This is a genomic window from Anaerobacillus sp. ABD4_527, assembly GCF_056160805.1.
The window spans coordinates 1,488,096-1,504,015 of sequence record NZ_JBSWXZ010000001.1; the positions used below are offsets into that span (position 1 = coordinate 1,488,096).

The 15,920-nt window shown below is 41.7% G+C and carries 14 protein-coding genes; 6 read left to right on the plus strand and 8 right to left on the minus strand.

Translation table 11 applies throughout. The features are described 5' to 3' along the window. Window positions 1-140 precede the first annotated feature (140 nt). From ACXAHI_RS07830 to ACXAHI_RS07845, 4 genes are all read left to right on the plus strand, one after another. Window positions 141-422, plus strand: a complete 282-nt coding sequence (locus ACXAHI_RS07830; protein WP_270179681.1) for a hypothetical protein — start codon at window positions 141-143, stop codon at window positions 420-422. Between the two features lie 150 nt (window positions 423-572). Continuing rightward, on the plus strand, window positions 573-1,517 hold the full coding sequence (locus tag ACXAHI_RS07835; protein WP_474847050.1) for a 1,4-dihydroxy-2-naphthoate polyprenyltransferase: 945 nt from the start codon (window positions 573-575) through the stop codon (window positions 1,515-1,517). Between the two features lie 78 nt (window positions 1,518-1,595). After that, the gene (locus ACXAHI_RS07840) at window positions 1,596-1,976 is read left to right on the plus strand and encodes a hotdog fold thioesterase (RefSeq protein WP_270179683.1); all 381 of its coding nucleotides are present in this window, start codon (window positions 1,596-1,598) and stop codon (window positions 1,974-1,976) included. A 241-nt stretch (window positions 1,977-2,217) separates the two neighbouring features. Beyond that, window positions 2,218-2,901, plus strand: coding sequence for a thermonuclease family protein (locus tag ACXAHI_RS07845; protein ID WP_474847051.1), 684 nt, complete (start codon window positions 2,218-2,220; stop codon window positions 2,899-2,901). A 49-nt stretch (window positions 2,902-2,950) separates the two neighbouring features. On the opposite strand, the gene ACXAHI_RS07850 is transcribed toward ACXAHI_RS07845, so the two are convergent. The 5 genes from ACXAHI_RS07850 to ACXAHI_RS07870 form a co-directional block, all read right to left on the minus strand. Further along, window positions 2,951-4,975: an ABC transporter ATP-binding protein gene (locus ACXAHI_RS07850; RefSeq protein WP_474847052.1), complete on the minus strand. Its 2,025-nt coding sequence runs from the start codon at window positions 4,973-4,975 to the stop codon at window positions 2,951-2,953. After that, on the minus strand, window positions 4,976-6,727 hold the full coding sequence (locus tag ACXAHI_RS07855) for an ABC transporter ATP-binding protein (RefSeq protein WP_474847053.1): 1,752 nt from the start codon (window positions 6,725-6,727) through the stop codon (window positions 4,976-4,978). It lies immediately after the preceding gene. Window positions 6,728-7,023: 296 nt separating this feature from the next. After that, a complete protein-coding gene (locus tag ACXAHI_RS07860; protein ID WP_474847055.1) occupies window positions 7,024-8,073 on the minus strand; it encodes a M20/M25/M40 family metallo-hydrolase in 1,050 nt (349 codons plus the stop codon). 105 nt (window positions 8,074-8,178) lie between these two features. Then, a complete protein-coding gene (locus ACXAHI_RS07865) occupies window positions 8,179-9,135 on the minus strand; it encodes an aminoimidazole riboside kinase (protein ID WP_474847056.1) in 957 nt (318 codons plus the stop codon). Window positions 9,136-9,271: 136 nt separating this feature from the next. After that, a complete protein-coding gene (locus ACXAHI_RS07870) occupies window positions 9,272-10,642 on the minus strand; it encodes an aldehyde dehydrogenase (protein WP_474847057.1) in 1,371 nt (456 codons plus the stop codon). Between the two features lie 192 nt (window positions 10,643-10,834). Here ACXAHI_RS07870 and speD point away from each other — a divergent pair, with 192 nt between their 5' ends. Then, a complete protein-coding gene (speD, locus tag ACXAHI_RS07875; RefSeq protein ID WP_474848114.1) occupies window positions 10,835-11,221 on the plus strand; it encodes an adenosylmethionine decarboxylase in 387 nt (128 codons plus the stop codon). A gap of 29 nt (window positions 11,222-11,250) precedes the next feature. On the opposite strand, the gene ACXAHI_RS07880 is transcribed toward speD, so the two are convergent. Continuing rightward, complete coding sequence (locus ACXAHI_RS07880; RefSeq protein ID WP_474847058.1) at window positions 11,251-13,056, minus strand: terpene cyclase/mutase family protein; 1,806 nt, start codon at window positions 13,054-13,056, stop codon at window positions 11,251-11,253. Window positions 13,057-13,202: 146 nt separating this feature from the next. On the opposite strand from ACXAHI_RS07880, the gene ACXAHI_RS07885 reads away from it, so the two are divergent. Further along, complete coding sequence (locus tag ACXAHI_RS07885; protein ID WP_474847059.1) at window positions 13,203-14,714, plus strand: hypothetical protein; 1,512 nt, start codon at window positions 13,203-13,205, stop codon at window positions 14,712-14,714. A 34-nt stretch (window positions 14,715-14,748) separates the two neighbouring features. Here the strand turns inward: ACXAHI_RS07885 and proC are convergent, their stop codons facing one another. Next, window positions 14,749-15,543 carry a pyrroline-5-carboxylate reductase gene (gene proC / locus ACXAHI_RS07890; protein WP_474847060.1) on the minus strand — a complete coding sequence of 265 codons (795 nt, stop codon included), beginning with the start codon at window positions 15,541-15,543 and terminating at the stop codon, window positions 14,749-14,751. Window positions 15,544-15,645: 102 nt separating this feature from the next. After that, window positions 15,646-15,843, minus strand: coding sequence for a hypothetical protein (locus tag ACXAHI_RS07895; RefSeq protein ID WP_474847061.1), 198 nt, complete (start codon window positions 15,841-15,843; stop codon window positions 15,646-15,648). Window positions 15,844-15,920: the final 77 nt, after the last annotated feature.

The following is a 15,920-nucleotide window of genomic DNA, read 5'->3' on the forward strand; positions in this document are numbered from 1 at the left end:
ATTGTTAGTTTCCCTATCCTTCAAGAAAAAAATCATATCGATACTCCGCTAATGCCCTTAGCAAAAAAATTAACGAGCATAGGATAGTTAATGTAGACATTTCACAGCGTCTATAAAAAGTCAACAAAGGAGGGTCTAATTTGTCCAGGCATTATTATCACGGAGTTTGTCGTCAACACGTCGGACAATGTGTCGAAATTCGTTGTCACGATGGCGAACTACATCGAGGACACATTGAAGAAGTAGATGATGAATTTGTTTATATCCGTCCATTGCGAGATAACTGTTGCGGACCAGAGCAACCTGGAGGACCCGGAATGTATTTTTTTGGAGCATTTGCTGGTGGATTGCTCGGAGGACTAGTAGGGGTTGGGTTAGGAAGAATCGCGTTCTTCAGACCATATCCTTACCCATATTATTAGAATTTACTGGATCACCTTGCTAGCGCAAAGGTGATCATTTTTTATTCATACCTCAACTAAACATTGACACCCCTTATCCGTTTTTTTACACTATAATGGTTATAGGGGTCATTTTATTGAAGTTACAGATTGAGGGAGAGACATATTATTATGGAAGAGAGTTTAACAAACAGCACAGATAAGCTGGGTAAAGACTCGCCTTCGAAACCAACTTGGCAGGTATGGTGGCGTTTGCTTCGTCCACACACATTAACAGCTGCCTTTGTTCCAGTTATTATCGGCACAATGCTAGCCGTTCAAGATAACCCGTTTCATTTTGGATTATTCATGGCAATGATGGTTGCTTCTATTTTGATTCAGTCCGCGACGAATATGTTTAATGAATACTACGATTTTAAACGCGGCCTCGATCATGCTGGAAGTGTTGGGATCGGTGGAGCAATCGTTCGAGATGGCGTGCGAGCTGAAACAGTATTAAAACTTGCTTTTATCTTTTTTGGAATTGCAATCGTTCTAGGTGTCTATATTTGTATGCTAACAACATGGTGGATCGCAGTCATCGGAGTTGTATGTATGGCTGCAGGTTATTATTATACAGGTGGTCCATACCCGATCGCCTATACACCGTTCGGTGAGATAGCAGCTGGACTGTTTATGGGGCTTATCTTAGTACTTCTTTCTTTTTATGTACAAGCTGAAGTCATTACACTCGATAGCGTATTACTATCACTGCCTATCTCGGTGCTTGTTGGTGGCATCTTAATGGCTAACAATATCCGTGATCGAATAGGCGATAAAGAAAAAGGGCGAAAAACACTAGCGATATTATTAGGCCATGAGAAAGCTGTCCTATCATTGGAATGGATGTTTATCTTTTCTTTCCTATGGATCGTGGTCATGATCATCACGATTGACGCTTCACTATGGTTACTGTTAGTGTTACTCAGCCTTCCGAAGGCGTTTAAAGCGATTAAGCTTTTTGATGGTAAAACGGAAGCGATTCAGATGATGCCCGCAATGAAGGCCACTGCACAAATGCATACTCAATTCGGCCTACTTATGGCAATTGGATTGTTTCTTGCAACGATCATTTAGGCAAAAGTCCCGAAGGGCTTTTGTCTTTTTTATTGCTGTTGTATTGTATACTGTTAAGTAGTAAAAGGAGGAGATGACATGGAATTTAAAAACACGTTATTAGAAGCGCTCGGGATAGAAGCTGTTACATTGACACCTGAAAAAGTTGTTCTTCAAATGCCTGTTGGACCAAATACCCATCAGCCGCTTGGTTTTCTTCATGGTGGCGCTTCAGTTGCACTTGCTGAATCTGCCGCAAGCATCGGAGGATCTTTACATCTAAACGGAGAAAACGAAGCTGCTTTTGGAATGGAGATCAATGCAAATCATTTAAAAAGCAAGAAAGATGGTATTGTCACTGCGGTTGCAGAACCAGTACATATCGGAAGAAGAACAATGGTTTGGGAAATCAAGATTGTGGATGAGCAGGATGATCTAATTTGTATCTCCCGCTGTACGTTAGCTGTTAAAAGGTATTAAGCCAACAAAAAAATCCCGCTGAGTCTAACGGGATTTTTGTTCAGTGTTTCTTTTACTAATCGTACGATAATCTTCATGATAACTATCCGAAATAGCATAATGACATCCGTCACACACGATTCTTCTTCTTTCCCAAGGAAAGAGTAATTCTTTCTCACAGTAAAGGCACACGTGACCCATCCGCATCACCCCCATTTAGTTTATGCATTGATTTTGGAATCAAGAACCAAAGGAGTTTTACGTGAAAAACATTACATTCCTATTGATATTACTCTTTTTTATGAGTGCTTGTGCAACTGAAACAGGACAAAATCCGAAGACAATCTCCGCAGAAGTAACGAAAGTCGTTGACGGTGACACGATTAAAGTGTCGATTGATGGCAAGGCTGAAACTGTTCGACTCTTACTTGTAGACACGCCCGAAACGAAACATCCTTCAAAACCCGTTCAACCCTTCGGACCAGAAGCTTCTTCTTTTGCAGAAGAAACGCTCGAAGGTGAAGAAATCGAGTTAGAAATAGGAATCTCAGAAAGAGATAAGTACGGACGCTTACTCGCTTATGTATGGATCGATGAAAAGATGTTTAATGAAATGCTACTAGAAAAAGGACTGGCTAGAGTCGCCTATATTTATCAACCTAATGTGAAGTACCTCGAAGATTTCCAATCCCTTCAAAGAACTGCCCAAAAAGAAGGCGTCGGGATTTGGAGCATTGAAGACTATGTGCGTGAGGAAGACTTTCAAGGAAAAGCTCCTTCGGGGCAACCTAATGAAGAGTGTAAAATCAAAGGAAACATTAATTCTGAAGGTGAGAAGATTTACCATGTTCAAGATAGCGCTTATTACAATATAACAAAAGCAGAAGAAATGTTTTGCTCGGAGGAAGATGCAGAAGCAGCAGGGTTTCGCCCATCTTCTAGGTAGATTTTATGTATAGAAAAGCCGGGTCCCTTAAGTAGGGACCCGGCTTATTTTACACTGCCCGCTCAATCGTTTTTCCTTGTTGGAGCTGATACATTTGGTAGTACCTACCTTGTTTTTGCATTAGCTCTTCATGACTTCCTCTTTCGGCAATCTCTCCTTGGTGGAGAACAAGGATCTGATCGGCTTCTCGAATCGTCGAAAGTCTATGAGCGATAATGAATGTGGTACGGCCTTTCTTCAGCGTATCCAATGCATTTTGTATCACGATTTCTGTTTCAGTATCTACGTTAGATGTTGCTTCATCAAGGATGAGAACGGCTGGATCAAATGCTAGTGCACGAGCAAATGAAATCAATTGGCGTTGTCCTGAAGAAAGCGTACTACCTTTTTCAATGACTGGCTCATCGTAGCCTTTCGGTAGAGTTTTCAATAGGTCCTCTGCTCCAACATCATTTAATGCCTTTTCTACCTTCTCCCTTGAGATCGAAGGATCATCTAAGCTCACATTTGAGGCGATTGTTCCAGTGAATAGAAAAGGATCTTGCAATACAATCGCCATATGCTGTCTTAAATGTTGCTTTGGTATGGATTGAATGTCTATACCATCGATTGTGATCGTGCCTTTTTGATTGTCATAAAACCGGAATAGAAGGTTCATGATCGAACTCTTTCCTGAACCAGTATGGCCCACTAGCGCAACGGTTTCACCTTTTTTGGCAGTGAAGGATAGATCCTTAAGAACATACTCCTCTTCTTTGTATGCAAACGATACATTGTTAAAAGCAACATTTCCTTCATATGGTTTAAGCTCTCCGTCTGCAACATCTTCCCCTTTTTCATCGAGTAGTTCAAATACACGATCTGCCGCAACGAGCGCTTGTTCAAGGTTCGCCAATTGGTTCACCATGTTTGTAACAGGCTGGAATAGTCTATTCAAGTAATCGACAAATGCATAGAGCACGCCTAGGCTAACGACTGAAGCAGCTGTCAATGATGCTCCTCCAAAATACCAGATGAGGGCAACGAACGTAATATTTCTCAAGATGTTTACCAGATTGTAAGACATGAGTGAATTTAAGTTTAAAAGCTTGTTTTGATAAGTAAAGTGACTTTCGTTAAGCGTCTCAAATTCTTTTTCAGTTTGCGAGCTTCGTTTAAATGCTCGAATGATCGATATGCCTTGAATCGATTCGTTTATCATCCCATTGATATCACTGATTCGTGTACGAATGACCTTGTTATATTTAGAAGCAAAGCGGCGATAGACGATCACCCAAATAACTAAAATCGGTACAATTGCTAAGGTGATGAACGCCAGTTTCACATCTAGAAAGAATAAAGCAACAAAGATACCTGTCATATAAATGATACTAGTGAAAAACGTAGCGAGTACAGTGACATAAAGCTCACGGATCGCTTCAGTATCATTCGTGATTCTCGATACAACTTTCCCAGCCGGGAGGTTATCAAAATAGTTAATATGCAGCCTTTGAATCTGAGCATAGACATCAGTACGCATATTCTGAATGATTCTGTTAGCAGAAGTCTGTAACAACAGCCCTTGCCCATATTCAAAGAACGATGCGAATATCAGCAATCCGAAGTAAAGAACAATCAACCAAATAAGCGGCTGAAACTCCGGCTTATAAAAGCTGAGTAGTTCATTATTCGTAAGCTTCTCTGCTTCCAAGGTAACCGTATTACTATCCTTTGAAATAGTGATAGCCCCGTCTTCAACGGTCCTCTCTCCATCGAATGGAATAGGCTCATCAACAAAATAATAACTTCTTCCTACTTGAAGAATTCTAACTTCTTTTCCTTTTTCTTCACCGCTTGAGAAATGATCACTTCGCTTATACCATTCCCCTTTATACTTAACCGCTTCTTCTCCTTGATCCGTTTCAAACCATGGATTCTCGATCCCAAGGATGTGTTTGTCGATCATCCGTTTTGCAATCAGCGGTCCAGATAGCTCAGCGGCTACAGCAACAGTAAGCAGTAGAAGCGCGATGAGAATCGTCTTCTTAAAGCGGAGTGCATACTGAACTAAGCGTTTCCCAACGTGTCGATTCACTTACAGCACCTCCTTCAAATTATCTTCAAGCTGCTGTCTGTCGAACTGTTCTTTATACCAACCGTTGTGTTGGATCAACTCGTGATGAGTGCCAAGTTCAGACACTTTTCCATTATCGAGTACGATGATCTTATCTGCATGCTGAACACCTGATAACCGATGTGTTGCGATGAGCGTCGTTTTTCCCGCTCGTTCGTTCCGAATATTGGAGATGATCTGAGCTTCTGTTTTACCGTCCACCGCTGACATCGCATCATCTAAGATCAATATTTCAGGATCAATCATTAATGCTCTTGCAATGGAAACACGCTGCTTTTGTCCTCCTGACAAAGCGACCCCTTTTTCGCCAACAAGCGTATCGAGTCCTGAAGGAAAGGTCGTAATGTCCTTTTGAATGTCAGCTAACCTTAGGACACGGTTCACATCATGCTCCGTACCATCGCTTCTTCCAAAAAGTATGTTTTCTCTTACCGTCCTAGAAAAAAGGATTTGTTCTTGTGGAACGTAGCCGATCCACCCCTGAAGTGCTTCTTGCGAAAGGTCTTGAATGGGGATTCCTGAAATCTTTACTTCTCCATCGCCAGGAGGATACTCTCTTAACAATTGCTTCAGGAGTGTCGTCTTCCCGCTTCCAGTTCGGCCTACAATTCCAAGTGTTTCACCCTTTGATAGCGTAAACGATACATTTTCAAGGTTCTTTACTTCAGAAGAGGGATAAGTGAACGTGACATGCTCAAATGTGATCTCGCCTGGACTCTTAAGAGTCTTAGGCGATTTGTGTTCTTTCACGTCCTCTTCATAGGTTAAGATCTTATTCACACGATCTAACGATGCATTTCCTCTTTGCATGACATTGATGAGCTCGCCTACTGCGATCATCGGCCATATAAGCATTCCTAGATAAACGTTAAACGAGACAAGCTCACCAAGCGTTAACGCATTATGAAAGACAAGGTATGCCCCATATCCAAGACCGATCAAATAGCTGATTCCAACGAGTACTTTGATCGTAGGTTCGAATAATACATCGATTTTTGCTACATCAATATTTTTCTTAAATACGTCTTCTGTTAAACGACGAAACTTGTTTTGATCTGCACGTTCTTGAACGTAAGCCCTTGTCACGCGAACACCTGCGATCGATTCTAATACCTGGTCGTTCATCTCTCCAAACGAATCCTGTGCAGCGGTGAATCGTCTGTGTATGATTTTTCCATACTTGTTCATAGCAAGAGCCATGAGAGGTAGAGGGATGATAGCAGCTAACGTTAATTTCCAGCTGATGAGTATGCTCATCGTCGCAAGAACGATTATCATAAATGCTGTTGAATCTACTAGTGTCAAGATACCAAATCCAGCCGTCATCGAGACTGCTTTAAGATCGTTCGTAGCCCGCGCCATAAGATCTCCAGTTCTATTTCTCTCATAAAACGTCGAAGTCATTTTCAATAAGTGCTTCATGTACCTCGAACGTAACATTCTCTCAACTAAAAATGCCCCACCAAATAACTGATACATCCAAATGTACGTAATAAAATACACTGCGACCAACAATGCTCCATAGGTGAGTAGGTAATTTTGTAATCGATCCCAAGTTAACGTTCCAATATTGATTTCATCGATCGCCATACCGATTAATTTCGGCGGGATCATTTCGAGTATCCCCGCGAACACAAGTAAAAATATTGCGATCGTATACCGCTTCCAATGCTGTTTAAAAAACCAGCTTAACTTCCCTAAAATTGCGAACATTCCATTTCCCCCCAATCCTTTCAGCAATACCACCCAAGTGAATGACAATAAAATTGCCCAACAAAAAAAGGCATAACCGCACGCGGTTATGCCTGATATACGTTAGACATTAAATAGGGCGCACGTCTAAGACGCTTCTCACCCCTTGTAGCAATTAAATCATTACACCTGGGCAATGTGCGTCTCTTTCACATGAAATTAATAAGGCAATTCTCTTAACATGCTCCATCACACACACTCCCTTTCGTATTTTTTCACTCTGTTAGCTTAGCACTATTTTCACAAAATTGTCAATATTATTTCGTTAAAGGATTGACACTTTCTTCTCCCGTTAACGTTGCAATCATTTCAACAAGTAGAGCGATTTCTTCTTCCATGTCTTTCAAGCTCACAGTTTCCACAGGAGCATGCATGTACCGAAGAGGAAGAGACAACAGGGAAACCGGAACGCCTTCTCCAGTTAAACGCAGCTTATCCGCATCTGTACCCGTCATTCTAGGAGTTAGCTCATATTGTACTTTCATATCTAATTTCTTTGCAGCGTCAAGTAACATCTGATTAATCTTAATATTAATCGGCGCACCTTTCGCGATAACTGGTCCTCCACCAATCTTTACATCTGTGTGTTTACTTGAATCGATACCAGGATAATCAGATGCAAACGTTACATCACATGCGATCGCCATCGTTGGTTTGATTCCTGCTCCAGCGAAATAAGCCCCACCCATATTGGTTTCTTCATTTACGGTACTTACTGCATAAACACCAACCTTCGGATTTCGCTTCGCTACTTCCTTCAACACTTCAGCAACGATGAAAGAACCTGTTCGGTTATCGAGTCCTCTACCACTGATTCGATCGTTTAGAAGGAACTCAACTTCCCTTTTATATACAGCTAAATCACCAATTTCAATATATTTCTCTACTTCTTCTTTAGAAGTTGCTCCACAATCGATATACAGATCATCGAACGTAAATTCGCCTTTAGCGCCACCATGATGTTCTGCGTTAACCCCAAACACACCGTTCAATTTTCCATGCGTTCCAAAGATCGTAACCTTCATCCCGATCGCTGGCTTATGACTGATACCACCTAGCTTTTCAACGCGAATAAAGCCCTTATCATCAATCTTTTTAACCATAAAGCCTATTTCATCGGAATGGCCGGCAAGCAACACCTTAAACTCTGCCTCAGGATTTAAAATGCCGATGACATTTCCTGCATGATCTGTACGCATTTCATCAGCAAACTCACTTACATAATTCATCCATTTATGCTGGATCTCCATTTCCGCTCCAGAAGGAGACGGCGTTGCAAGTAGTTCTAGTAAAAAGTCTTTGTTCATTTCATTAGCACCTCCGTTAAGTCATCCACTATGATTGTACCGTACCATTCTCTCACAAGCTAGCTCACTCAACCCGTAAAAAAACCACCTCGCAAAGCGAGATGGTTAAACAGCCTTTAAAAGCTCTTGAACCTCAGATAGCGTAGGCAGTGCGGTCATCGCCCCTTTGGTAGATGCTGCTAGAGCGCCTGACACACCGGCAAACTGGGTCATTTTTAACAGGTCTTCTTTCGGTAACGTTGAAAGTTCCCCTTCATACTCATTAAAGCAATATAAGATGCCAGATACGAATGCATCTCCTGCGCCCGTTGTATCTACTGCCTCTACCTTCATTGCTGGAACCTGCAACGAATAGTCAGGAGTAAACACGAGACTTCCTTCTCCACCCCTCGTAATGAATACAACTGGAATCTGATAGTGTGAGAGCTTTTTAATCCCAGCCTCAATATCATCTTCTCCAGTGATGAAAGTCAGCTCTTCATCAGATAATTTTAAGATATCTGCTTCAGAAAGCATGGACACGATGATTTCTTTCGCACGTTCTTCACTCTCCCAAAGACCAAGTCGGAGGTTTGGATCATACGAAATGAGGAGACCTTTCTCTTTTGCGATCTCAACTGCTTTCCTTGTTGCACTTCTCGACGGTTCACTGATCATCGAAATCGAACCGAAGTGAAGAACACGATGCTGATCAAACACCTCAGCTACAATTTCCTCTGCATGTAGAAAGCGATCTGCACTTGGGTTTATGTAGAAGTCAAAACTTCGCTCCCCATCTTCAGCATTCGTAACGAATACAACACCCGTTCGCTCAGCTTCAGTCAAAATCATCGTCGAGACATCTACACCATAATCGCGTAATGTGTCTCTAAGAAAGCGGCCTAGTACGTCATCGCCGACTTTGCCTAGAAACGTAGATTTTGCTCCAAGACGTGACAACCCTACAGAGACATTTGCAGGAGCACCACCAGGACTTTTTTGATACGTTGTATTTTCCATATCTAGAGGGATAAAATCGATCAGCGCTTCCCCAAGACTAATAATTCCTTTATTAAGACTCATTTGTATCCTCCTATCAAAAGTAACCCTACCTAAAAAGATGGGAGTAGCTTTTTGTTATCATATCACGATAGTTTAAGATACTAAAGAGAAAAAGCGTTATCCATTTCTATAGAAATTGTAAAGGAGTAAGGGCTTCTTACCCCATTATTTTCTTTATTATTTTCAACCCGTTTTTAGCAGATGGGTAGCGGAAAGAGAAATCAAATTTCGTCGTTTGTTTCACGATACTCTTCGTATTAGAAAATGCATCGAAACTCGCCTTTCCATGGTAACTACCTGTTCCGCTTGTTCCAACTCCTCCAAACGGGAGGTATGGTGAAACAATGTGCATAAGGGTATCGTTCATACACCCTCCACCAAAAGAAAGGTTGTCCGTAATGTATTCCTGCTTCTCATCACTTTCAGAGAAGAAATAAAGAGCTAGTGGCTTCGGTCGTTTACGTACTTCCTTGACCACGTCCTGAAGGTCGTCAAATTCAAGGATCGGTAGCAATGGTCCAAAGATCTCATCTTGCATGATGGGATCTTCCCATGAGATATTGTCGAGTAGCGTTGGAGCGATAACCCTCTCGTCAGCTTTATGTTGGCCACCGATTATCACATCACCATCGCTAAGAAAACTCTTTAGTCTTTCAAAATGCTTATCACTTACAATATGCGCATATTTCTCATCTGATAGTGGATCATCACCATAGAATTCGTATAATACGTCCTGCATCTTCTTAAGCAAATCACTCTTTACGTCGCGATGAACGTAGAGATAGTCAGGTGCTATGCATGTTTGACCTGCATTCGTAAATTTCCCCCACATGATTCTCTTGGCAGCGAGGTTCAGATTTGCATCCTTGTCTACAATAGCAGGGCTTTTACCACCTAGCTCAAGGGTAACGGGAATAAGCTGTTTCGCTGCTGCTTCCATGACAATTTTTCCAACGGGGACGCTGCCAGTGAAAAAGATATGGTCGAACGGCTGCTTTAGCAGTTCCGTGCTTACTTGAACCCCACCTTCGACGATCGAAATGTACTTCTCCTCAAAATTCTCTCGAATCAACTTGGCAAGAACATGTGATACTGCCGGTGTAAGTTCAGAAGGTTTCAATACTGCGCAATTACCTGCAGCGATCGCTCCGACAAGTGGAGCAAGTTGAAGCTGAAACGGATAGTTCCAAGGTGCGATAATGAGCGTCACGCCGAACGGTTCTGAATGAATATGACTCTTTGATCCAATGTGAGTCACAGGTGTTTTAACACTTTCTGGCTTCATCCATTCCTTCAAATGCTTAATCGTGAACTTGAATTCCTCAAGAAGAAATCCAATTTCCGTTGTATAAGCTTCCCACTCTGATTTATGTAAATCAGTTTTCAAAGCATGTAGTACCTCTTCCTCATACTCCCTGATCGCATCCCTCAACTTTTCAAGCTGCTGCTTTCTAAAGCTATACTCCTTTGTCTCGCCGGTATGAAAATAATCTTTATGGTTTTCAACCAAAGTAGGTATCGATGTCATAGCGGTTACTCCTTTAATCCTCTTTTTGTTCTTAAGTTTAAACACTTAAACATAAGGTGTCAAACAATAACCTTCAAGTGAAGAAAGGCAGCCAAAATCAGTTTAACATTTCTTTTCAGAGGGGAGAAACGTTGTATAAATAGATTTCTTATTATAGAAACTATAATGAGTAAATCAAGGGAGGCAAGGATCATCGAAACACTTGGCCATCATATCATAGCTGAAATGTGGAATTGTAATAAAGAGAAATTGAACGATTTGGTTTTTATAGAAGAAACATTCGCTAAAGCTGCACTCAATTCTGGAGCGGAAATTCGCGAAGTCGTATTTCATCCTTTTGAACCACAGGGAATTAGCGGTGCTGTCATTATTGCTGAATCTCACCTCACGATTCATAGCTTTCCTGAGCATGGGTACGCCTCGATCGACGTATATACTTGTGGTGATAAAATTGATCCTTCAGAAGCGACGGATATGATTGCAAAAGAGCTTGAAGCGAGCACTGTCCACTCCGTCAAAATCCCTCGAGGAACAGGAGAAATTAAAGTTAGGGAACTTGAGAAAAAAGGATTAGAATGACAAACAAAGTGCGGTTGACGCACTTTGTTTTATTTTTCGAGTAGCTTAAAGTATTTCGAAAGTGTAAGAAGTGGCCATATAATTTCGTAGCTATGGTACTGAATATAAAAGCTACCCGCTAACCCCGCTCCGGTTGGATACGTTCGTTCTTTTTCTGTGTGAGTCTTAAGAAGATAATCGATGCCTTTTCTAACTTCGATCGTATCTCCTTCAAAACCCATCAATGCCTCAACAGCCCACGCGGTTTGAGAAGGTGTACTATGAGTGAGTGCAACGTACGATTTTTTCACATTGCTAGAACAAGACTCCCCCCACCCTCCATCGTTACGCTGTATACTCTTAAGAAACTCCAATCCTTTTTTTACTGTGGGATGACCTTCTCTTACTTTAGCAGCTTTTAATCCTGTGAGTGCTGCCCACGTACCGTAAATATAATAAATCCCCCACCTGCCATACCACGAGCCATCAGCTTTCTGATTTTTCACAAGCCAATCGATCGCCCTTTTTATGACTGGATGAGTTCGTTCCATCCCTGCACTATTGCATAGGAATTCGACCGTTCTACCCGTTAGATCTGCTGTCGAGTTATCAGGGAAAGAGGAATCAGCTCCATCAATAGGGATATCTTTTAATAAAAATGCTTTTCGGTCAGGTTCAAACGCAGGCCACCCTCCATCGTTGTTCTGCATGCTGATCAACCAGTTCGTTCCCTTTTGCCAAGCAGAGTGTATGCCTTCATCAAAAGGTATATATCTTTTGATTGCCCTTAAAGCTGCGGAAGTATCATCGATGTCTGGATGAAAGGTGTTCCCTTCAGAAAACCCCCATCCACCTGGCTCGATGTTCGGTCTCGTAATTGCCCAATCACCTTTTCGGTCTTGCTGATGGTGTAGAAGGTAGTTAGCCGAATTAATTCTCATTGGAGACTCATTTGAAACACCTGCTTCATCAAGCACATACGACATTAAAGCTGTGTCCCACATCGTAGAAGGAGAATTCTGAAGATGCGACTCAGACTTCCACACCATCTTCTTTAATCCATTCATTGCATTCATGATCGTTGGTGAGTGTCGATCATACCCAAGTGCAAGCATCGCATAGATCATGAAAAACGTAGCTGTAGCGTAGTTGAACAACGTTCCATCAGATTCTATACGCTGCAGCATGTATTGTTCCACTCTTTTTCTTGCAAGAAATAGTAAGTTAGCAGGTAAATGGAGTACGGACTCTCTAACCTCGTGCCGTTCTCTACTTACAAGCTCTGTAAGATCTGGTGTCCACTTCGTTTGAAGGGTATACTTTTTATCTTGCATAATAATGATTGGAGCAAAATGAATGCGAGCATACGAACTTAAATCATAAAACGAGATTGGAAATGATTCCGGTATGAGCATGAAGAGCATTGGGAAGTGGTATAAGTTTGGCCATGGAATATGACCATGTATAGCCAGAAACACTTTCGTTATTGAGTCTGTCTTACTTAGTCCACCTTTCTTTATGATGTAGTACCGCGCGCTTTCTAACCTTGCGCTCGATACCTTACAAGAAAATAATAAGCTGTGATAGGCCTGTACAGTCGCAGAGAGATTACCCTCTTCTTCATCATGGTAGAGTTTCCAGCACCCCGAAGGATCTTGTTGTTCTAAAAGACGCTCTACTAGTGCTTCCAGTAATTCTTCTTCCTGTAACTCCAGTGTTCTGATTAAAACAATCATAGCTGCGTCTGTTAAAAGACTATTTTCGAAACAGTAGCGAAACGCCCCGTCCTCCCCTTGAGAAGAGTGTGCCAACCGAATTAACTCTTCTATTCGTTCCTCTACTCGACGTTTCCTCATAAGATAGCTCCTCTCGTGAAACATAGAGTTAACGCATCTTATTCACAATTTATTCGGTCGTTCGTTTATCATGTATTGTTAATTTTTTGAAACTTGTGTAAAATTCATACGTATATACAAAGAGAGGGAATGAGGGGGAGGAAAAAATGAAAAAATTAGGATTACCTATCGGTGCAGGTCTTATCATCTTATTATTTGTTTTTCTTCACCAGCTGAACACCATTCAACAGCAACCTGACGACGGCTGGAGTAGAACGATGGAATTAGGGTTATCGATTGAAGACAATGAAGTTTTTGTTTCAAAGGGGGAAGAATCAACTGAAATTTATGTCCCTGGAGATCCGGTAAGAAAAGTCAAAGTTGATGAAAAACTAAATGCAACATCAGAGGACTTAGATTACACCATTCCTGAAGGCTACTCTTTCTATATTGATCAAGATCAGGCGATCTACAAAGACGGAGACCAGCTCATCCATTCAATGGGAGGATCTGAGAACCCGGTATTAAGCGAAGTAGAAGGCATAAATGCCTCAACCAATGGTGCCATAGCATGGTCAAAACACACGCTTTACCTTATTACACCGAACGGACAAATAAAAAATGAAGTGGCATTCGATCAGGAAGAGCAAGTTCGAAATGCAGTGATAACAGAAGATGACAATGTCATCCTACAAGCTCTAACTGACACTACAAGCAGAATCTACTACATTAAGTCAGATAAAACACCTGAACTCATTATCGAAACCAAACTTGTTGCAGGCGACCACTACATTAACTTTCAAGCTGTTGAGAAAGAAGGAACGACCGCTTTCACGTATTCCGTTTTTGCAACAAGAAATGGCTCTAAAATCATTAATACATATTATGCCGAAAGTTCAGGGGAAGGAAAAACTGAACCCAAGCTTCTCAAAATATACAACTCTGAAACAGGGAATACATTTTCTAAGCCAAGTTATTTTACACTCGGAATTAAAGACGGTGAACCAACGGTTTTCTTCAGCGCAAACGATAACATCTCTCCAAAAAAATCTGTTGTAAGTATTTATGAAGCAAAGATGGATGAAGAAGGAGAGTGGGTAGCTTCTCGTCGGAGTACGAGCGATGAACTTTCAATCAGACCGATCAGTCTAACAGGAGATGCGATCGTTTGGTTAGACAGAGAAAAATCCGGTTACGAATTGCATGGGGCTTCTACATCAGAAACAGTCATTGAGGAAAGCACAAAAACCAGTGGCCAAGATATCAAACTAGCTATTTTCGACACATTCTCAGCGATTGTGGGTATGTTTGCGATGCTTGCGTTCTCTTTTGGATTTCTTATCCTGCCAGCATTCGCTCTTATGTACCTATATTTTTCAAACACTGCTGCTCTTGAGCAGGATAAGCGTTGGGTTGAATGGACAATGGTTCTGCTTTTCGTCGGATCACAGATAGCCTTTTTACCTTATATCCTTGATGGACCATTTCAATATCTTGCACCGAGTTACTTAATATTCCCGGGTGCTGGCTATGTATGGCCACTCGTGATTTTTGTAATATCCTATATGATCAGCCGACTTGGTCAGGACCACGAATGGACGATATTACAAAAAACGTCTTACCAACTTGGAATTAATCTCGGAATCGTCGTCCTTTTGTTAGGACCATATATCCTTTAAAAACAAAACTTGCTCGGACTAGTCCGAGCAAGTTTTATTTTGCTTGTTCTTTTGCTTTTCGATTAACCGCTAGCACAGCTTCGTTAAGTAACTCATCAAAATGTGCTTCTTTCAGAACATCCAAACCTGCCGCAGTCGCTCCTCCTGGCGTTGTTACTTGATCGCGGAGAGCACTTGCTTCCCTACCGTCTTTTAACATCGCTACGGATCCATACATCATTTGTACAACAAGTTTCGTTGCTTGCTCTGACGTTAATCCATATGATTTCGCTGTTTGTTGGAGAGCTTCTGCGAATTGATAAACAAATGCAGGTGCACTTCCAGTGACAGCGGTCAACTGATGAATCTGTTCTTCAGAAAGCTCTTCAGATTCCCCGATTGCGTCCAAAATGAGTTGCAGGGATGCTCGGTCATCCTCAGTAACACATTTTCCACAAGCATAGATGGACATGGACTCCTTAACATCAGCTGCAGTATTTGGCATGATCCATGCCACAGGACTTTGGGGTAATGCTTCTTCAAGTTGAGTTGGTCCGATACCTGCAGCTACAGTAATAATGAGCTGACTCGTCACAAAGCCTGATAACTCTTTCAATACAGCAGGGTGACTTGCAGGAGGTACTGCGAGAATAACAACGTCGTGATTTGAAACAACATCCTGCCATTTTGCCGTTTCAACATGATATGTATCTTTTAAATGAGCTAGTCTTTCACTATCTGATCGATTAGAGATCGTGACGGTGCCAATGTGATCTGATTGTTTAAGTCCAGAAAAAATGGCTTCTGCCATACGACCAGCGCCAATAAATAGAATGTTAGGTTTCTTCATATAATCCTCCTTCCACATTTTCTTCTATACTATATCAAAACTATGAGCAAAGATAAAAACGCTGGTATAAACCAGCGTCAGTTTGTCGAGAAAACGATGCCATTAGTCTGTTCTCCCAGTGCCGTAGTCGATGAGGATCGCATGCTTTCCGTGAACGAACGTCCAAGCCCGAGGTGAAACCAATACCCCGGTCTCGGTCGCCCGTACGACGAGCCCGCAATCGTCTCTCCTACTTGAAGGGAATAAATATATTCCTTCCCTATAGGTTAACAGATGAATTTGGAGAGAGATTCTCACCATCCATCTATTCCTCAACCTTAATTGGAGCGGAAATAATCGACTACTATGCAACACCGAAACTTTTTCAACACTCTAAC